This window comes from Streptomyces sp. 63XJN7_1_ISO-PGPR-S23-121, assembly GCF_056173025.1.
Map to the genome: position 1 here is coordinate 4475376 of NZ_CM149653.1, position 18488 is coordinate 4493863.

An 18488-nucleotide genomic window follows, 5' to 3' on the forward strand; every position below is an offset into this window, starting at 1 on the left:
TCAGGATGGGCGGCGTGCCGCAGACCTCACTCACCAGCCCGCTCGTCGGCCGCGAGGACGAACTCGCGCGTCTCACCGGTGCGCTGGAGCGCGCCCGTGCCGGTGAGGCCCGCGCGGTGCTCGTCGCCGGCGACGCCGGGGTGGGCAAGACCCGCACGCTGGACGAGGTCGCCGGGCGGGCCGCCGCGGCCGGGACGACCGTGCTCACCGGGCACTGCGTCGACCTGGGGGACGTCGGTCTGCCGTATCTGCCGTTCACCGAGATCCTCGGGGTACTGGCCGCCGACGAGCGGTTCGCCTCCGTGCTGGCCGCGCATCCGGCAGCGGAGCGCCTGCTCGGGGGCGGCCCGGAGGACGACGGTGGCGCCCCACGTTCCCGGCTGCTGCTCTTCGAGGGCGTGGCCGCCCTGCTGACCGCCCTGGCGGACGCCGCGCCGCTGCTGCTGGTCCTGGAGGACCTGCACTGGGCCGACCAGTCCTCCCGGGACCTGCTGCGGTTCCTGCTCAGCCGGGGGGTGCTGCAGCGCCACCGGATCGCGGTGCTGGCCTCGTACCGGGCGGACGACCTGCACCGCCGCCACCCGTTGCGCCCGCTGCTCGCCGAGTTGGTGCGGTTGCCCGCCGTGGAGCGGCTGGAGCTGCGTCCCCTGCCGGACGCCGACGTGGCCCGGCTGGTGCGCGCCCTGCGCGACCGGCCGCTGCCGGACACCACCGTGCACCGGATCGTCGAACGCGCCGAGGGCAACGCCTTCTACGCCGAGGAACTGGTCGCGGCCACGGACACCCCCGCCGGGGGTGTGCCCAGCGGTCTGGCCGACGTCCTGCTGATCCGGTTCGAGCAGCTGTCCGAGACCGCCCAGCAGGTGCTGCGCACCGCCGCCGTCGCCGGGCGCCGCGTGGGGCACGGCCTGCTGCGGGACGCCGTGGGGCTGCCCGAGGAGGAGCTGGAGTCGGCGCTGCGCGAGGCCGTGGAGCGGCAGTTGCTCGTCTCCGGCGACGGGAACGCGTACTCCTTCCGGCACGCCCTCGCCCGGGAGGCCGTCTACGCCGATCTCCTCCCGGGTGAACGGGCCCGGCTGCACGGCGCGTTCGCCCGGCTGCTCGCGGGGCCGGACCGCCGCTCCGACAGCGCCGCCGAGCGCGCCCACCACTACCGCGAGAGCCACGACCTGTCCGAGGCCCTCGCCGCCTCGCTGGAGGCAGCCGACCACGCCCAGCGCGTCGGCGCGCCCGCCGAGGAGCTGCGGCACCTGGAGGCGGCCCTCGACCTGTGGACGGCGGTCGACGCCACGCGACGCCCCACCGGCGCCGACGCGGTGACGCTGACCCTGCGGGCCTCGGCCGCCGCCGCGCACGCCGGGGAGCTGCACCGCGCGGTCTCCCTGACCCGGTCCGCGCTGGCGGGCCTCGGCCAGGACGCCGACCTGGAGCTGGCCGCCCGCGTCCGCTACACCCTCGCCGGGAACCTGCTGAGCGTCGACAACCTGTCGGCCGCGTACACCCACAGCACCGAGGCCCTCGAACTGATCCCCGCCGAGCCCCCCTCGTCGACGTGGGTGTGGGCCGCGGCCACGCACGTGACGGCGGCCCGCCAGGTCGGGGAGAACGAGACCGCGCTGCGGGTCGCCCACCGGGCCCTGCGGGTCGCGGAGGAGCTGGGGGTCACCGACGCCCGCGCCGATCTGCTGATCTCCCTGACGACTCTGGAGGGCGGCAACCGCTCCACCCCGGCGGGCCGGGAACGGCTGCTGGAGGCACGCGAGCTGGCGCGGCGGGCGGGCAACGCGCCCGTGGAGCTGCGCGCGCTGTTCAATCTCGCCATCGGCAGCTTCGAATCCGGCGACCTGGAGGAGTGCCTGCCCTGGGCGTCGGAGGGACTGGAGCGGGCCCGCCGCTCCGGGCTGCTGTCCTCGCCCTATCCGCGGGAGATGCGGTATCTGCGGCTGCTCGTGCAGTACACGCTGGGCCACTGGGACGAGGTGCTGCGCGAGTCCGCCGAGCAGGCCGGGGTGCGGCCGGCCGTGGGCGGTCACGCCCTCGGCCCCGGGCTGTACGTGGCGCTGGCGCGGGGCGACTTCGGGGCGGCCGAGCGGGCCCGGAGCCTGCTGGAGGGGCCGTTCGACTGGATGGCGCGAATGGTCGGGGGGCTCGTACTGACCGACGCGGCGGCGCTGCGCGGGAACGCGGAGGAGGCCGTGCGGTGGAGCCGGTCCACCGTGGAGGCGCTCACCGAGGGGGGCACGCGGCCCGCCGTGACCGTCCGGCTCGTCACCCTCGCGCTGTCCGCGGTGGCCGACACCGTGGCGGAGCTGCGCCGGGCCGGGGACGCGGCGGGGGCGGCCCGCTGGACGGACACGGCGGCCGAACTGCTGGCCGAGGCCCGCTGGTCCGCCGAGCACGGTTTCGACGACCTCCCCCAGGGCCCGGAGGGCCAGGCGTGGCTGGCCCGGGCGGAGGCGGAGTGGGCGCGGACCTCGGCCGACGCGCCGGACCCGGCGTCCTGGGAGCGGGCGGTGGCCGCCTTCGCGTTCGGCGATCCCTACGAACGGGCGCGGTGCCGGCTGCGGCTGGCCGAGGCCCTGCTGGCGGCCGGGCCGCCGCGAGGAGGCGGCCGCCGAGGCCGACGCCGTACTCCGGGAGGCCGACCGGCTCGGCGCCACGCTGCTGCGCGAGCGGCTCGACGCCCTGGCCCGCCGCGGCCGGCTCACGGATCCGGCGCGGCCCGCCGGGACGGGTGCCGCCGTGCTGACGGCGCGCGAGCAGGACGTGCTGCGGCTCCTCGCCGTGGGGCGCAGCAACCGGCAGATCGGCGAGGAGCTGTTCATCAGCGCCAAGACGGCGAGCGTCCACGTCTCCAACATCCTCGCCAAACTGGGTGCTTCGAGCCGGACGGAGGCCGTCGCGGTCGCCTACCGGCAGGGGCTGGTCGCGCCGGAGGCGACCGCCTCGGGCTGATGCCGTCCGGGCGTGCCGGGAACCCCGTCCGGCCGGGGGACGTTGTCCGGGCACCCCACCCCATGGCGAACCACGACACAGGGCGGACAGGATGAGCGAGTTGGTCCCGGGTGGCAACATCCCCCTGCCGGACGGCCCCGTGAGCGTGCGGGTGCCGGGCGGGTTCGACGTGTCCGCGCTCGTCACGGACGACGGCGGAAAGGTGGGCGGTGACGGCGACTTCGTCTTCTACGACCAGCCCGACGCTCCCGGCGCCCGGCTGCGGGACGACACGCTGACCGTGGATCCGCGGCGGCTGCGCGCCGGGGCCACCCGGGTGACGGTGGCCGTCAGCCCCGCCGTCCCCGGCACGCCGCTGAGCGGCCCGCCCGCCCCCACCCTGGAGGTGGCCGACGCGGCCGGCCGGACCCTCGCCCGGTTCACCCCGCCCGTCCCGCGCCGGGAGACCGTGCTGCTCCTGGCGGAGCTCTACCGGCGGGGCGACCGCTGGAAGCTGCGCGCCCTCGGCCAGGGGTACGCGGACGGACTCGCCGGCCTGGCGCGGGACTTCGGGGTGGAGGTCGTGGACGACGCCCAGGGCTCCGGCCCGGCGGCGCCGGAGCCCGCCGCCTCCGACGGCTTTCTCGGGCTGGTCAACTCCGCCCGTGCGGCGGCCGGAGCGCCGCCCGTCTCGGCCGACGCGCGCCTGGCCTCGGCGGCCCGCTCGCACGCCGGTGCCATGGCGGCGGCCGGTGCCCTGAGCGTGGAGACCCGGGACGGCGTCTCGGTCCATCAGCGCGTCGTCCTGGCCGGATACGCGTATCTCACCGTCGGCGAGCACCTGGTCTCGGGCCCGCGCACGCCGGCGGAGTTCGTCGGGCACTGTCTGCGCACCGAGCGGGCCCGCCGCACCCTGCACGACGCCGCCTTCACGCACGCAGGCTGGGGGTACGTCACCGGCGGCCCCGCGGGCGACACGTACTGGACGGCCCTGTGGGCCGTGCCGCTGACACCGGACGGTCTCGGCCGCGCGACGGGCGAGGTCGTCGAGCTCACCAACCGGGAGCGGGCCCGGGCCGGGCTGCCCGGGCTGGCCGCCGACCCGCGGCTCACCGCGGCCGCGCAGGCGCACAGCGCGGACATGGTGGCCCGGGACTTCTACTCGCACACCGATCCGGACGGCGGAAGGCCCTGGGACCGGGCCGCCGCCGCGGGCGCCACGCGGCGCACGGTCGGCGAGAACATAGCCTGCGGCCAGCGCTCCCCCGCCGACGTGGTGGAGGGCTGGATGAACAGCCCCGGGCACCGTGCCAACATCCTCAGGGCCGACTTCACGCACATCGGGGTCGGCCTGGCCGGCGGCGGCCGGGCGGGCATGTACTGGACCCAGCTCTTCGGCGGCTGACGGGCCCTCCCGGGGCAAGTCCGAGCCACGGGCCTCACCGGCCGCGCCGGGGAGCCCTGTTGACCTGGGAAGCGACACGCGAAAGGCTGCGGGACGGCGTGGATCACCACCCGCGCCGGAAGGATGGGTGCCTTGATCGGGATCACGGAGATCGAAGCCGCGGCCGCACGGATCGCCGGCCATGTCGTACGCACCCCGACGGTGCCGAGCCCGGGGCTGACCGCGCTGCTCGGGACCCCGGTCACCGCCAAGCTGGAGCTGCTCCAGCGCACCGGGTCGTTCAAGGCGCGCGGCGCGACGGCGAAGCTGCTGTCGCTGACCGAGGCGGAGCGGGCGGCGGGTGTCGTGGCGGTCAGCGGCGGCAACCACGGCATCGCCGTGGCGGTGATGGCCGCGGCGCTCGACGTGAAGGCCACGGTGGTGATGCCGCGTACGGCACCCGCGCGTTCGCTGGAGACGGCCGAGGAGGCGGGCGCGCTGGTACGGCTCACCGACGGCATGGACAGTGCCTTCGCGCTGGTGACGCGGCTGCGGGAGGAGGGGCTGACCCTGGTCCACCCGTTCGACGACCCCGTGGTGATCGCGGGGCAGGGCACCGTGGGGCTGGAGTTCGCGGAGGACGCCGGGGAGCTCACCGACGTGGTCGTGAGCGTCGGCGGCGGCGGGCTGATCGCGGGCGTGGCGGCGGCGATGCGGGCCCGTCGCCCGGACGTGCGGGTCTGGGGCGTGGAGACGGAGGGCGCCGAGGCCATGTCCCGGGCGCGTGCCGCGGGCGGCCCGCTGCCCGTGCCGCTGTCGTCGGTCGTCACCACGCTCAGCGCCCCGTCCGTCTCGCGGCTGACGTACGACCATGTGTCCGCGCTGGTCACCGACGTGCTCGTGGTGCCCGACCGGGAGGCGATCCGGGGGTCGCTGGAGCTCGCCGAGCACGGGAAGGTGTGGACCGAGCCCGCCGCGGGCTGTCTGCTGCCCGCGGCCCGGCAGGTGGTGGAGCGGGTGGGCGACGGCGCCCGGATCGGGCTGGTGGTGTGCGGGGGCAACGCCACGGCCGCCGACATGGCGGCCTGGGCGGACCGTTTCGGGCTGCGCTGACGCTGCGCCGCGCGGCGACCCGCGCGGATCGCCGCGGGAAGGTCCGGGTGGTCGTTTCGCGCGTCCGTTGAACGCTCCCCGGCCCGCTCACCGTACCCCTGGGCGAGCGGACAGCCGGCGGCGCGAACGAGGGGTGGCCATGGGCAGGGCGCACGTCTCCACACACGACCTGGTAGCCGGACGGTACCGCCTCGTCGAGGTCGTCCACCGGGAGACGAACCGTGTCTGCTGGTCCGGGGAGGAGGCCGGGTCGGGCCGCCCGTTCCTGGTGACACAGGTCGGCCTCCCGGAGGACCCCGCGGCCGAGAGCGCCCGGCGGGTGACCGGCCGGGTCGTGCGGACCTGCGAGACCGTGCGGCTGCTCCGCCCGGACCGGGTGGCCGCGGTGGTCGAGGCCGTCGTGGAGCACGGCGCCCTGTGGACGGTCACCGAGTGGGTCGGTGGCACGCCTCTGAGCGAACTCGTGGCAGGGGCGGGCGCGTTCGGTCACGTGCGGGCGGCACGCATCGGGCTGGAGCTGCTGGACGTGCTGGAGGCGGCGCACGACCAGGGCGTCACGCACGGCGAGCTCAGCCCCGGGCAGGTGTTCGTGAGCGAGGAGGGCTCCGTCGTCGTCACCGGCTTCGGGCTGGCCGGCGCCACGCTCGCCCCGCGGCTCACCGCTCCCTCGTACGCGTCCCCCGAGCAGGCCCGCGACGAGCGGATCGGGCCCGCGGCCGACCTGTGGTCGCTGGGCGCGATCCTCTACACGATGGTCGAGGGCCGTCCGGCGTTCCGTGACCGGGGCCGGGCCGAGGCCACGCTGAAGGGCGTGGACCGGCTGCCGCTGCGGGCCCCGGTGCGAGCCGGGCCGCTCACCCCGGTGGTCCAGGGCCTGCTGCGCCGGAACTCCCGGGAGCGGCCGGGCCGCCCGGCGGTGCGTGAGGCCCTCGCCCGGGTGGCGGCGGACGGCCCCGGGGCCGCGCCGTCCCCGGTCCCGCGGCCCCGGCCGCGTGACGCGCGCGCCGCCGCGCGCCGGGCCGGCCGCGGCACGATCCGGCGGACGACGGCCGCCGGGGCCGTGCTGGCCCTGGCCGCCGTATTGGGCGCCGTCCTCGCCGTCACCCACGCGCTGCCCGGTCCGGGCGGCGACACGGGCTCGCGACCGCGTCCCCCGGCGCCCGCCGCACCGCCCGCGGGCGGCACCGCGCCCTCCTCCCCCGCTCCCCGGCCGACCGCGTCACCGTCACCCTCGCCGTCACCGTCCGGAGCCGCCGTCCCCGCGGGGTTCCGCCGTTACGAGGCGCCGGAGGGATTCTCCGTGGCCCTTCCCGAGGGCTGGGGGCGTCTGACCACCTCGCGGGTGCCGGACGGGGCGTACCGGGTCGTCTTCGGCGCGTCCGGCGACCCGCGGACGCTGGCGGTCACCTACAGCGAGCGGGCCGGGGCGGATCCGGTGGCGGTCTGGCGCGACGAGGTCGAGCCCGGTCTGGAGCGGTCGGGCGGGTACCGGAGGGTCGGCGGCATCCGCGCGACGGCGTACCGGGGGCGCGAGGCGGCCGACATGGAGTGGCTCGCCGAGGACGACGGCGTCCGGGTGCGCACCTTCGGGCGCGGTTTCCTGCTGGGCGGCGGGCGCAGCTTCTCGCTGCGCTGGACCGCACCGGCCGCCGCCTGGGACGACGCAGCGAACGAGCGGGCGCTCGCCGCCTTCCTCGGGACGTTCCGGGAGGGCGCCGGCTGACCGCCGCCGCACCGGCTCGTGGCGAGCGTCCCCGTTTTCGCCCGGCACGGACGGGGACTCGCCTCCTATGGTGCAAATCGGATACACGATGATGACCGAGCAGGCCGGCCCCCGTGAGCTCGTCGACCACGTGGTGCGGGCCGAGCAGGTGGGCTTCGACTTCTCGGTGACCTCGGACCACTACTTCCCGTGGCTGCGTTCGCAGGGGCACGCGCCGTACGCGTGGAGCGTGCTGGGCGCCGCGGCCCAGGCGACCTCCCGCATTCCGCTGATGACGTACGTGACGTGTCCGACGTTCCGGTACCACCCGGCGGTCGTGGCGCAGAAGGCGGCGACGATGCAGCTGCTGGCCGAGGGACGGTTCCGGCTGGGGCTCGGCTCGGGCGAGAACCTCAACGAGCACGTGGTGGGCGGCGGCTGGCCGTCCGTCGACGTGCGCCACGAGATGTTCGAGGAGGCCCTGGAGATCATCAAGGCGCTCTTCGAGGGCGGTCACGTGAACCATCGCGGTACGCACTTCGACGTCGAGTCGGCCCGGCTGTGGGACCTGCCGGACAGCCCGCCGCCCATCGGGATCGCCGTCTCCGGCGAGCGCTCCTGCCGGCTGGCGGGCGAGCACGCCGATCTCGTGATCGCCACGGAGCCCAAGTCCGACCTGCTGGAGGCGTTCGACCGGCACGGCGGCCGGGGCAAGCCGCGCGTCGGCCAGCTGCCGGTCTGCTACGACCCGGACCGGGACGCGGCGATCGAGCGCGCCCACTCGCAGTTCCGCTGGTTCGGCAGCGGCTGGAAGGTCAACTCCGAGCTTCCGCACCCCGATTCGTTCGACGCGGCGACCCAGTTCGTCACGCCCGGGGACGTCGCCGAGTCCATCCCCTGCGGTGACGACCCCGACGCCTTCGTCGAGGCCGTGCGCCCCTACGCGGAGGCCGGGTTCACCGAGGTCGCCCTGGTGCAGATCGGCGGCGAGTCCCAGGGGGCGTTCCTGGACTGGTCCGAGAAGACCCTGCTGCCGGCCCTGCGCGACGCCTTCGGGTCCTGACGGGCGGGGGCCGGCGAGGAAGTCACCCGGTTGCCGGAGCATCTAGCGCGGGATCGGGGTACTAGAGGGCCCTACGTCTGTTCTCCCGGAGGCCCCTGCCGTGAACTCCCTCGTGCACAAGACCCTGGTCGTGCAGCTCCAGACGGGCGACGCCGACCGTTTCCCGGTCCTCGCCCACCTGAGCTACGACCCGGCGGACCCGTTCGCCCTCACCGTGGTGTTCAGCCATGACGGTCGCGTGCTGGCCCGCTGGACGCTGGACCGGGAGATGGTGGCCGACGGACTCGCCCGCCCGGTCGGTGTGGGCGACGTCCGGATGCGCCCCGAGTCGCGGGGCATGTGGGAGGAGCTGCGCATGGAGTTCCTCGGCGACCACCGGCCCGACGGGGAGCGTCATCGCGCCGTGGTCTTCGTGTGGGCTGCGGCGGTGGCCGCGTTCCTGCGCGAGACCCACGGGGTGGTCCGGCCGGGCGAGGAAGAGGTGCACGTCGACGACTTCCTCGCGGAGCTGATGGCCGACGGCTGAGCGGACACCGGCGCACCGCCGCGGCGCGGCTCCCCCGGGAGGGGCCGCGCCGTCAGCGTGACGTGTGGCGGTGCCGGGTCCACAGGGGTATGCCGAACCAGCACAGCAGGTACCACAGCACCACGCCGGTGACCAGGTAGGGCACGAAGCCGTCATGGGTGGCGACGCGCAGGATCAGCAGGAGCGACGAGGTCGTGGTGGCGAGCAGCAGCACCAGGCCGAGCAGGGTCAGCCGTGAGGCCCACTGCACCGCCTGGGGTTTCACGCGCCGCCCCGAGACGAGGCGGTGCAGGGACACCGGCCCGATCAGGGCGCCGGTCGTCACGGCCCCGAGGACGACCGTCACCAGGTAGAGCGTGCGGTCGGCGTCCGACAGGTCGTCGTACTTGGGGGTGAACACGACGGTGAGCAGGAAGCCGAAGAGGATCTGCACGCCCATCTGCGCGACGCGGACCTCCTGGATCAGCTCCGTCCACATCCGGTCCGCGCGCTCCTCCTCGCTCTCGTCGCGCCCCCTGCGCCGTCCCGAGTGCCCCGTCGTGTCCGCGTCCGTGTGCGCCACAGTTCCTCCCGTTGCCGACGCCTGGTCCCCCTTCCCTCTTCCCGGGTTCCCCACGGTCAGACGACGTGTCGCCGGCGCGTCCGGTTTGGGCGGTCCGGGGGCGGTTACACGGGCGGGACCCACGCACCCAGGCCTAGGAGGATGGCGCAGCATGTCCGACACTCAGCTCACCGTGACGCTCAGCGGGGGCGGCATCGACGACGCGCGGGCGGTCGTCCGCGCCTTGGAGGGCGCCTTCGGGGCACCCGACGAGCTGCCCGCCGACGAGCGGGCGACGATCCGCACGGCGACGTTCAGCTCCCCGCCGTCCCCGGAGGCGGACCCGGCCCCACGGGAGGCGGGGGCCGGGCTGTCGGAGCCGGTGACGGTCACCGTGCAGGGCACGCCGCAGGCCGTGGAGGCCGCGAGCAGGACGCTGACCGGCGCCTTCTCGACGCGCGACGAGGGTGCCGTCTCCGGCGACCAGGAGCGGGAACGGCAGCTGCTCCTGGTGCCGTGAGCGGGGCCGTAAGAGGTACCGCGCGTGGCGCCGTGAGGCGGCCGGAGCGGACTACCAGCGGCCTTCGACCTGCTGCTTGATCCGGCGGTCGTAGAGGTCGCGGACCGCCGTGAGCGTCTCCTCGCTCAGCTCCGGCAGCCGGGCGGCGTCCGTGTTGGCGCGGGCCTGCTCGGGCGAGCGAGCGCCGGGGATCACGGTGGTCACGCCGGGCTGCTGGACGATCCAGCGCAGCGCCAGCTGGGCGGGCGTATACCCCTCGGGGGCGAGGGCGGCGAACTCCGCGGCGGCCTCCACGCCGGTGGCGAAGTCGACGCCGGAGAAGGTCTCGCCCTGGTCGAACGCCTCGCCGTGGCGGTTGAAGCTGCGGTGGTCGTTCGCGGCGAAGACCGTGTCCTTGGTGTACTTGCCGGTCAGCAGGCCGGAGGCGAGCGGCACCCGGGCGATGATGCCGACGCCCGCCTCCCTGGCGGCCGGCAGGACCTCGCGCAGGGGCTTCATGCGGAACGGGTTGAGGATGATCTGCACGCTCGCCACGTTGGGCCGGGCGATGGCGGTCAGTGCCTCCTGGCAGGTCTCGACGCTGACGCCGTACGCGGCGATCCGCTCCTCCTCGACGAGGGTGTCCAGGGCGTCGAACACCTCGTCGGAGGAGTAGACCGGGGTCGGCGGGCAGTGCAGCTGCACCAGGTCGACGACGTCGACGCCGAGGTTGCGGCGGGAACGGTCGTTCCAGTCCCGGAAGTTGTCGAGGACGTAGTTCTGCGGGATCTGCTCGACGCGCCGGCCCATCTTCGTGGCGACCAGCACGTGCAGGTCCGGCCTGCTGCGCAGGAAGGTCGCGATGGTCTCCTCGCTGCGGCCGTCGCCGTAGACGTCGGCGGTGTCGAAGAAGGTCACGCCCGATTCGGCCGCGGCCTCCAGTACCCCGAGGGCTTCCTTGTCGTCGACGTCCCCCCAGTCGGCACCCAGTTGCCAGGTGCCGAGGCCGATCACCGACGCGTGCTGGTCCGACCTGTCGAAAGTGCGCTCGTCCATGCCGTCAGTCTGTCATCCGCGAAGTCGCGCGACCGCGCCGGGACGCCCCGCGCGACGAGGGGGGTGATTCACCCGGAAACCGTCGGGTACCCGCGCGGCTCCGTCCCACGAACCATAGGAGGAGAGACAGCGTGTCGCAGGTCGAGGAGTCCATCGAGGTCCGCGTCCCGGTCCGTACCGCCTACAACCAGTGGACCCAGTTCGAGTCGTTCCCCGAGTTCATGAACGGGGTGCAGCGCATCGAGCAGCGCGGTGACACCCTCACCCACTGGGTGACGAGCGTGGACGGCGTCCACCGTGAGTTCGACGCGGAGATCACCGAGCAGGTCCCGGACGAGCGGGTCGCGTGGACCACGGTGTCCGGCGAGGCCAAGCAGGCGGGTTCGGTCACCTTCCACCGCCTGGGTGACGACCGCACCAAGGTGATGCTCCGGATGGAGTTCCAGCCGGAGGGCGTCACCGAGAAGGTCGGTGACAAGCTCGGGGTCGTGCAGCGGCAGACCAAGGGCGACCTGGAGCGGTTCAAGCGGTTCATCGAGGAGCGCGGTCGCGAGACCGGGGGCTGGCGCGGCACCGTCGCGTGAACCGCGCGCCCGGCCGGGGCTATCCGGCCGCCGCCGTGCGGCACTCCGGATGGCCCCAACCCTGGTCGTTCTTGGCGATCGACTCCCCGGCCGCGTAGGAACGGCCGCACGCGCAGCGCCCGGGGAACTTCGCCTTGATGGTGCGCGCGGAGGCGCCCCCGCTCCTGCGGCCCGCCGCGGGCGCGCGGCGCGGCGCCTTCCGCGCCGCCGGGACGTCCGGCGAGGGCGGCGGCTCGGGTGAACCGAGGCCGCTGCCCGCGCGCTCCTGGGCGGTGGCCGCCTGGCTGGCGGCGCGGTCGGCGAAGTCGTTGAGCCGGTCGCCGTCGACCTGGTGGGCGGGTACGTAGCGGAACTCGACCGAGCGGCCGTCGAGCAGCTCGTCGATGCGCACGACCAGCTCCTGGTTGGCGACCGGCTTGCCGGCCGCCGTCTTCCAGCCGTTGCGCTTCCAGCCGGGCAGCCAGGTGGTGACGGCCTTCATGGCGTACTGGGAGTCCATCCGGACCTCCAGCGGCACGTCCGGGTCGGTCGACGCCAGCAGACGCTCCAGCGCGGTGAGTTCGGCGACGTTGTTGGTGGCCTTGCCCAGCGGCCCCGCCTCCCAGCGGGCCGGAACCTCCGAGGCGTCGGCCACCACCCAGGCCCAGCCGGCCGGACCCGGGTTTCCCTTCGAAGCCCCGTCGCACGCGGCCACCACACGTTCACGCATGGCCCCGATCATGCCATGGGCCGGCCGGGTGCCCGGACGGCCCTCAGGAGACGGGCGTGAGCTTGGGCATCTCCCCCTCGGTCTTCGTGACGTCGATCACCGAGAAGCTCGCGCCCTGCGGGTCGCTGAGCGCGGCGAAGCGGCCGAACGGAGTGTCCATGGGTCCGAAGCGCAGGACTCCGCCGAGCTTGGTGGCCCGGGCCACGGCGTCGTCGCAGTCGGTGACCGTGAAGTAGACGTTGATGTACGGCGCCACCTCGGGCGGGAAGTCCTCGGTCATCCGCATCCGGCCGAGGACGGGGCGGTCGTCCAGGTCGTACAGGCGGAAGTCCACGTGCTCGTCCTCCATCTGCTTCTCCGTGTAGGAGAAGACCGCGGGGAAGAACGCGTCCGACTTGCCGGGCTCGCGGGTGAAGACCTCGGCCCAGCAGTACGCGCCGGGTTCGGCCATCGCCTCGAAGCCCTCGTGGGTGCCGCCCTGCCAGACGCCGAACACGACGCCGCCCGGGTCGCGGGCCAGGCACATGGTGCCGAAGTCGCCGACCCGCATCGGCTCCATCAGCAGCTCGCCGCCCGCCTCGCGGATGCGGCCGGCGGTCGCGGCGGCGTCCGGGGATGCGAAGTAGAGGCACCACTGGGAGTGGTCCTGCTGGCCGGGCGGCGGCGGGACCACCGCGGCGACCGCCTTGCCGTTCGCGTAGCACTGGGTGTAGTTGCCGTACTCCGACGACGACTCGCCGAAGGTCCAGCCGAGGACGTCGCCGTAGAAGCGCTTGGCCCCCTCGACGTCGCTGAACATCGCGTCGGCCCAACAAGGGGCTCCCTCGGGTTGCACGGCCATGACTGCCGCCTCCGCGTCGCTGGGTGTTCCTGATGGCTGTGGTGGTGCGGACGGTGTGGACGGTCCGTTTTTTCACGCTAGTCACCCCGGCCCGGCCGCGCGCGCCGAGCGTCGCCGCCGTGTGGGCGGGCCGGGAGGGCACCGTCGTGCCGGGCACGGCGGCGTGGCCTCACTGCCCCGCGTAGGCCTTCTCCAGCTCGGCGATGTCGAGCTTGCCCATCGACATCATCGCCTTGAAGGCACGCGCGGCCCTGGCCGGATCCTCGTCGCGGAACATCTCCTCGATCCGGGCGGGCACGACCTGCCACGACACCCCGAACCGGTCCTTGAGCCAGCCGCAGGGTCCCGTCTCGCCGCCGCCCTCGACGAGCTTGGCCCAGTAGTGGTCGACCTCCTCCTGGCTCTCGCACATGACCTGGAAGGAGACGGCCTCGTTGAAGGTGAACTGGGGCCCGCCGTTGAGGGCGACGAACCTCTGGCCGTTGGCCGTGAAGTCGACGGTCAGGACGGAGCCGGCGGTGCCGGGCGCGCCCTCGGGGTAGTGGGTGACGGCGCCGATGCTCGAGTTCTTGAAGACCGAGACGTAGAACTCGGCGGCCTCCTCAGCCCGGCCGTCGAACCAGAGACACGTGGTGAATCCGTCGGTGGTCATGAGTACCTCCCAGGTGCGGACGTGGAACGCGGTCACCACTGTCGACCGGTGCGGACAACGGAACTCATCGGTCGCGGCGGCGGACGTTCCGGATGTTCCGGATCTTTTCCATGGTCGGGGACCGGGCGGCCGGGCGCTCTGCCGGCGGCGAATCTGCCGCGGGCAGAGAAGTGCCCGCCTGGGCGGGACGCGGCCCGAGAGTGGGGGGACCGCGGCGTACCGGCCGCGGACGACTCCCCCGACGACTCGACGAGGAGCGCCGATGTCCTTGCTCACCACCGGCCCGGCGGCCGGGCTTCCCCGGGCCGAGGAGGGCGACACCCCTCCCACCCGCTTCGACGACCATCTGGCCGCGCAATTGCTCGGGCAGCGCATCGTGCTGCTGGGCACGCAGGTCGACGAGGTCTCCGCCAACCGGGTCTGCGCCCAGTTGCTGATCCTCTCGGCGGAGGACCCTCGCACCGACATCAGCCTGTACATCAACAGCCCCGGCGGCTCCGTGCACGCGGGGCTCGCCATCTACGACACGATGCGGCTGATCCCGAACGACGTCTCGACGCTCGCCATGGGCTTCGCCGCCAGCATGGGGCAGTTCCTGCTCAGCGTCGGCGCGGCGGGCAAGCGCTACGCCCTGCCGAACGCGCGGGTCATGATGCACCAGCCGTCGGCGGGCATCGGCGGCACGACCGCCGACGTCGAGATCCAGGCGGACAACCTGGAGTTCACCAAGCGGACCATCGAGCGGATCACCGCCGAGCACACCGGCCAGAGCCCGGAGACGATCTCCCGGGACGGAGACCGCGACCGCTGGTTCACGGCGGAGGAGGCCAGGGAGTACGGCATGGTCGACCGGGTCGTGGAGTCCCTCGCGGACGTCCGGCCGTCCGCCTCGCGGCGCAGGGTGGGGTTGCAGTGATGGGGAGCTACACGATTCCGAGCGTCGTCGAGCGCACCCCGCAGGGCGAGCGGTCCTACGACGTGTTCAGCCGGCTGCTGTCGGAGCGGATCATCTTCCTGGGCACCGAGATCGACGACGGCGTGGCCAACGTCGTCATCGCGCAGCTCCTGCATCTGGAGTCGTCGGCCCCGGAGAGCGAGATCGCCGTCTACATCAACTCCCCCGGCGGCTCGTTCACGTCGCTGATGGCGATCTACGACACGATGACCTTCGTCCAGGCGCCGATCTCGACGTTCTGCGTGGGGCAGGCGGCCTCCACCGCGGCCGTGCTGCTGGCCGGCGGGGACCCGGGGCGCCGGTTCGTGCTGGAGCACGCGCGGGTGCTGCTCGGGCAGCCGGCCAGCGGCGGACGGCAGGGCACGGTCTCCGATCTGGCGCTGCAGGCCAAGGAGATGGTGCGGATCCGCTCCCAGGTCGAGGAGGTGCTGGCCCGGCACACGGGGCACGACCCGGCGACGCTGCGCGCGGACATGGACCGCGACAAGGTGTTCACCGCCGAGGAGGCCGTGGCCTACGGGCTGGCCGACGAGGTGCTCGGCCGGCGCCTCGTGAGGGGGTGAGCGGTGCGGGTGTGAGACTCCGGCCCGGTGTCCCGCGGCGACCGTGACGGCCACCGCGGGACACCGGGCCGGACAGCGGGAACGCCCGTCAGGCGGCCAGGCACATGCCGTCGTGGCGGGCGGCGGAGGCGCCGCGGCCGCGGCCGCCGCCGGTGTGCCGGGCGGTGACGCGGACCAGCTCGCCCTGGGCGCGCGCCAGCAGGTCTCCCAGGCCCAGGCCCAGGGCGCCCGCGGCGGCGGCGAGGACCTCCGACGACGCCTCCTTGCGGCCGCGCTCCACCTCCGACAGGTACGGCATCGAGATACGCGCGGTCTCCGCGACGTCCTTCAGCGTGCGTTCCTGCGCCAGGCGTTCGCGCCGCAGGACGTCGCCGACCAGATCGCGCCACAGGGGCTCTCTGACGGCGGGACGGTCCTCCGGGCGCGCGGCGGGAGGACGGAGGGGAATGACGCGGGCTTCGTCCGGCGAGTGGCTGGTCACGTGTACAGCCTAGGAGTCCGGCGGCCGGGGGGAAGGGGGCGGCATTCCGCCGACAGGGGAATCGGCCGAGGGCGAACCGCCGCGTGACACCGCGTCATGGTGCCGCCCGCGGCTCACCGGCATAGCCTGGAGGGACCTGCACCGCCCCGCGACGACGCCGCGGTCACCGCATTCACGCCACCCGCGAAACCGGGTGGCATGGACGCGCGCGACCCGGGTACCCGCCAACGGCAAGGACCTGGGGAGACGCCCAACCGTGACTTTCGTGGGAGAGGTAATGGAGACCGCCGTGATCCGGCCGGAAGCGCAGGTCGTCGGGAGGACAACCGAGAGCGGGACGGACTACGGGGCGCTGCCGGGCGTCGTGGACCCGCGCACCGTGGCGCCGCGTGACGCCCGACAGCTGTCACGTCAGTTCTTCCAGCGCCTGACGGAGCTCGAAGAGGGCACGCACGAGTACCAGTACGCGCGCAACACGCTCATCGAGATGAACATGTCGCTCGTGCGGTTCGCCGCCGGCCGCTTCCGCGGCCGTGGCGACGACATGGAGGACATCGTCCAGACCGGCATGATCGGCCTGATCAAGGCCATCGACCGGTTCGAGCTGTCGCGCGAGGTCGAGTTCACCTCGTTCGCGCTGCCGTACATCGTCGGCGAGATCAAGCGCTTCTTCCGCGACACCACCTGGGCGGTGCACGTGCCGCGGCGGCTCCAGGAGCTGCGCGTGGAGCTCGCCAAGGCGCGCGAGGAGCTGTCCAGCCGGCTGGACCGCGAGCCCACCGTCGCCGAGCTCGCCACGCTGATGAACATCAGCGAGCGCGAGGTGGTCGAGGGGCAGATCGCGTCCAACGGCTACAACTCCTCCTCGCTGGACGCCGCGCTGACCGGGGACGGCCCCGAGGGCGGCGAGTCGGTGCTGGCCGACTTCATCGGTGTGGAGGAGGACGGGCTGCGGCTCGTCGAGGACTTCCACTCGCTCGCCCCGCTGATGGCCGAGCTCAGTGAGCGCGACCGGCAGATCATCCACATGCGGTTCGTGGAGGAGGCCACCCAGGCGGAGATCGGCGAACAGCTCGGCTGCTCCCAGATGCACGTCTCCCGGCTGATCAAGCGGATCATCACCCGCCTGCGCGAGGGCATGCTGGGCGAGCTGGGCTGCGCCTGACACGGACGACGAACAGGACCCCGGGGTGCGTCACGGCCCCGGGGTGCTTCTTTGTGCGGTTTTCCACGTGGCGGCGAGAGAGCGGACCGGTCACTCGTCGGTGACGCGCAGCACCGCGCTCACCCGCTTGCCGACCGGCACCCGCTCGACGACGACCGTCTCGGCGAGGGCGTGGACGATCTCGAGTCCGTGCCGGCCGACCCGCTCCGGGTCGCGGGGGAAGCGCCGGGGCACGGCCCCGCTGCTGTCGTAGACGGTCACCGTCACGGCGGCGTCCGTGCCCTCCAGCTCCAGGATGTACGGCCCCTGGCTGTGCCGGTCGGCGTTGGTGACCAGCTCGCTCACCACCAGGAGGACCGCGCCGTCGGCGCGCCGCCCGATCGTGGCGCACCACTCGGTCCTGAGCTGGTCGAGGAAGAGCGAGGCCAGGTGCCGCGCCTGCGCGATGCATCCGGGCTCGCCGGAATAGTGGGCCGCCAGCCTCAGTGGCTCCACGGGAACGTCGAAGCCGGTCGGTATCACTGCCCCGTCCAGGTATTCGGTCATGCGTTTCTCTCTCGGAAGCCGGACTGGCCGGACGCTGCTGCACGAGTCCTCGTACCCCCGCTCCGGCATTGCAGTCCACCTCTTCCCGCAGTGCGGGAATCGTCACAGCCGGCCGGGGAACCCGGAGGGTACGGGAAAGGTGTGCGATGAACGAATTGATGGGCGCGCGCAGTCTCACCACCCGGCCGGTGGTCATCCTGGGCGGGGACGTGATCGCCCACGTCAAGGACACCGTCTTCGACGCCGGCGCCGGGCGGATCACCGGTTTCACGCTGAGCGGCCGGGACCTGTGGTCCGGCCCGATGAAGGAGGGACTTCCGTGGTCGGCGGTGCACTCGCTCGGCCACGACGCGGTGATGGTCCGCGACCGGCGGGGGCTGGTGAGCACCGCGCTGCTGACGTTGCACCAGGAGACGCTGCGGGCACGGCTGCTCGGTGCGAGCGTGCTGACCGACGCCGGCTCCGAGATCGGTACCGTCCTCGACGTCGTGGTGGAGGGCGGCACCGGGGGGCGGGTCGCCGGGTTCCGGCTGGCGGCGAGCAGGCGGTTCGCGCCGGGCCCGACCCGTCACCGGCGCAGGGTGTACGTGGCACGGGGCGGGACGCTGACGGTCGCCGGCCGGTCGCTCGTCCTTCCCGTGGACGCCGTACGGCACGTGGCCGACGACCTGTCGGGCTTCTCGGCCCTGGTCGACGGCGTGCCCGGCAGCCGGAGGGGCTCTCCGTCGTGATGCTGTTCACGGAGGTGCGGGGGCTGCCCGTGCTCACCGGGGACGGGGAGGGGAGACTGGGGGCCGTGACGTCCCTGACGGTCGACGCCGCCGCCGGCGTGGTCAGCCACGTACGGTTCCGGGCCGGCCGTCTGCGCGGGGAGTCCGTGCTGGCCTGGGAGGCGGTGCGGTCCCTCGGCCCCGGGGCCCTGCGGGTCGGTCCGGCGACCGAGCCGGACGCGGCGCCGCCCGGTCACGATCTGCTGGGCCACCGGGTCCTGACCGAGGCGGGGGTCGAGCGGGGCACGGTGCTGGACGTGGCGTTCGATCCGCGGACCGGCCGCGTCCTCGCGCTGTTCACGACGCGGGGCGAGGTGTCGCCCGGCCGCATGATGGGCCTGGGCGACCACGCGCTCGTCGTCCGGGAGGACTGAGCCCGGGCGGACGGTGCGACCGGGGCACGC

Annotated in this window: 19 protein-coding genes and 1 pseudogene; 13 read left to right on the forward strand and 7 right to left on the reverse strand. The window is 74.0% G+C overall.

The features are described from left to right. The first annotated feature begins 5 nt into the window (after positions 1-5). The 6 genes and pseudogenes from AC0VYN_RS20130 (at position 6) to AC0VYN_RS20155 (ending at position 8722) form a co-directional block, all read left to right on the forward strand. Positions 6-2955 (forward strand): annotated as a pseudogene (locus AC0VYN_RS20130) (helix-turn-helix transcriptional regulator). A 91-nt stretch (positions 2956-3046) separates the two neighbouring features. Further along, positions 3047-4339 carry a CAP domain-containing protein gene (locus tag AC0VYN_RS20135; RefSeq protein ID WP_475532072.1) on the forward strand — a complete coding sequence of 431 codons (1293 nt, stop codon included), beginning with the start codon at positions 3047-3049 and terminating at the stop codon, positions 4337-4339. 132 nt (positions 4340-4471) lie between these two features. Then, positions 4472-5431: a threonine/serine dehydratase gene (locus AC0VYN_RS20140; RefSeq protein WP_475532073.1), complete on the forward strand. Its 960-nt coding sequence runs from the start codon at positions 4472-4474 to the stop codon at positions 5429-5431. Between the two features lie 139 nt (positions 5432-5570). Continuing rightward, a complete protein-coding gene (locus tag AC0VYN_RS20145) occupies positions 5571-7154 on the forward strand; it encodes a serine/threonine-protein kinase (protein ID WP_475532074.1) in 1584 nt (527 codons plus the stop codon). 67 nt (positions 7155-7221) lie between these two features. Beyond that, positions 7222-8196 carry an LLM class F420-dependent oxidoreductase gene (locus AC0VYN_RS20150; RefSeq protein ID WP_475532075.1) on the forward strand — a complete coding sequence of 325 codons (975 nt, stop codon included), beginning with the start codon at positions 7222-7224 and terminating at the stop codon, positions 8194-8196. 100 nt (positions 8197-8296) lie between these two features. Further along, positions 8297-8722, forward strand: a complete 426-nt coding sequence (locus tag AC0VYN_RS20155; RefSeq protein WP_385472386.1) for an SsgA family sporulation/cell division regulator — start codon at positions 8297-8299, stop codon at positions 8720-8722. 52 nt (positions 8723-8774) lie between these two features. Here AC0VYN_RS20155 and AC0VYN_RS20160 read toward each other — a convergent pair whose 3' ends face one another. Further along, positions 8775-9200, reverse strand: coding sequence for a DUF6328 family protein (locus tag AC0VYN_RS20160; protein ID WP_385472392.1), 426 nt, complete (start codon positions 9198-9200; stop codon positions 8775-8777). A 235-nt stretch (positions 9201-9435) separates the two neighbouring features. Here AC0VYN_RS20160 and AC0VYN_RS20165 point away from each other — a divergent pair, with 235 nt between their 5' ends. Beyond that, positions 9436-9783 (forward strand): hypothetical protein, encoded by a 348-nt coding sequence (locus tag AC0VYN_RS20165; protein WP_385472383.1) that lies wholly within the window; start codon positions 9436-9438, stop codon positions 9781-9783. Positions 9784-9834: 51 nt separating this feature from the next. On the opposite strand, the gene AC0VYN_RS20170 is transcribed toward AC0VYN_RS20165, so the two are convergent. After that, positions 9835-10818, reverse strand: coding sequence for an aldo/keto reductase (locus tag AC0VYN_RS20170; RefSeq protein ID WP_475532076.1), 984 nt, complete (start codon positions 10816-10818; stop codon positions 9835-9837). A gap of 131 nt (positions 10819-10949) precedes the next feature. Here AC0VYN_RS20170 and AC0VYN_RS20175 point away from each other — a divergent pair, with 131 nt between their 5' ends. Beyond that, the gene (locus AC0VYN_RS20175; protein ID WP_385472377.1) at positions 10950-11402 is read left to right on the forward strand and encodes an SRPBCC family protein; all 453 of its coding nucleotides are present in this window, start codon (positions 10950-10952) and stop codon (positions 11400-11402) included. Positions 11403-11421: 19 nt separating this feature from the next. Here the strand turns inward: AC0VYN_RS20175 and AC0VYN_RS20180 are convergent, their stop codons facing one another. The 3 genes from AC0VYN_RS20180 to AC0VYN_RS20190 all read right to left on the reverse strand — a co-directional run bounded on the left by AC0VYN_RS20180 (position 11422) and on the right by AC0VYN_RS20190 (position 13604). Continuing rightward, positions 11422-12123: a ribonuclease H family protein gene (locus AC0VYN_RS20180; RefSeq protein ID WP_475532077.1), complete on the reverse strand. Its 702-nt coding sequence runs from the start codon at positions 12121-12123 to the stop codon at positions 11422-11424. A 31-nt stretch (positions 12124-12154) separates the two neighbouring features. After that, a complete protein-coding gene (locus AC0VYN_RS20185) occupies positions 12155-12952 on the reverse strand; it encodes a VOC family protein (RefSeq protein WP_475532078.1) in 798 nt (265 codons plus the stop codon). 169 nt (positions 12953-13121) lie between these two features. Next, complete coding sequence (locus tag AC0VYN_RS20190; protein ID WP_475532079.1) at positions 13122-13604, reverse strand: VOC family protein; 483 nt, start codon at positions 13602-13604, stop codon at positions 13122-13124. Positions 13605-13866: 262 nt separating this feature from the next. On the opposite strand from AC0VYN_RS20190, the gene AC0VYN_RS20195 reads away from it, so the two are divergent. Further along, the gene (locus tag AC0VYN_RS20195; protein WP_475532080.1) at positions 13867-14520 is read left to right on the forward strand and encodes an ATP-dependent Clp protease proteolytic subunit; all 654 of its coding nucleotides are present in this window, start codon (positions 13867-13869) and stop codon (positions 14518-14520) included. Beyond that, on the forward strand, positions 14520-15122 hold the full coding sequence (locus AC0VYN_RS20200; RefSeq protein WP_475532081.1) for a ClpP family protease: 603 nt from the start codon (positions 14520-14522) through the stop codon (positions 15120-15122). The genes AC0VYN_RS20195 and AC0VYN_RS20200 overlap by 1 nt, the downstream gene beginning before the upstream one ends. A gap of 88 nt (positions 15123-15210) precedes the next feature. On the opposite strand, the gene AC0VYN_RS20205 is transcribed toward AC0VYN_RS20200, so the two are convergent. Further along, positions 15211-15603: a helix-turn-helix domain-containing protein gene (locus AC0VYN_RS20205; RefSeq protein WP_475532082.1), complete on the reverse strand. Its 393-nt coding sequence runs from the start codon at positions 15601-15603 to the stop codon at positions 15211-15213. A gap of 277 nt (positions 15604-15880) precedes the next feature. Here AC0VYN_RS20205 and AC0VYN_RS20210 point away from each other — a divergent pair, with 277 nt between their 5' ends. Beyond that, complete coding sequence (locus tag AC0VYN_RS20210) at positions 15881-16768, forward strand: RNA polymerase sigma factor SigF (RefSeq protein WP_451690029.1); 888 nt, start codon at positions 15881-15883, stop codon at positions 16766-16768. Between the two features lie 90 nt (positions 16769-16858). On the opposite strand, the gene AC0VYN_RS20215 is transcribed toward AC0VYN_RS20210, so the two are convergent. Continuing rightward, positions 16859-17314 carry an ATP-binding protein gene (locus AC0VYN_RS20215; RefSeq protein ID WP_475532083.1) on the reverse strand — a complete coding sequence of 152 codons (456 nt, stop codon included), beginning with the start codon at positions 17312-17314 and terminating at the stop codon, positions 16859-16861. A gap of 146 nt (positions 17315-17460) precedes the next feature. On the opposite strand from AC0VYN_RS20215, the gene AC0VYN_RS20220 reads away from it, so the two are divergent. Together AC0VYN_RS20220 and AC0VYN_RS20225 are read left to right on the forward strand one after the other, a co-directional pair. Beyond that, complete coding sequence (locus AC0VYN_RS20220; RefSeq protein WP_475532084.1) at positions 17461-18045, forward strand: PRC-barrel domain-containing protein; 585 nt, start codon at positions 17461-17463, stop codon at positions 18043-18045. Further along, entirely contained in the window at positions 18042-18458 is a 417-nt protein-coding gene (locus AC0VYN_RS20225; RefSeq protein ID WP_475532085.1) for a PRC-barrel domain-containing protein, read from the forward strand. Before AC0VYN_RS20220 ends, AC0VYN_RS20225 begins: the two co-directional genes overlap by 4 nt. Positions 18459-18488: the final 30 nt, after the last annotated feature.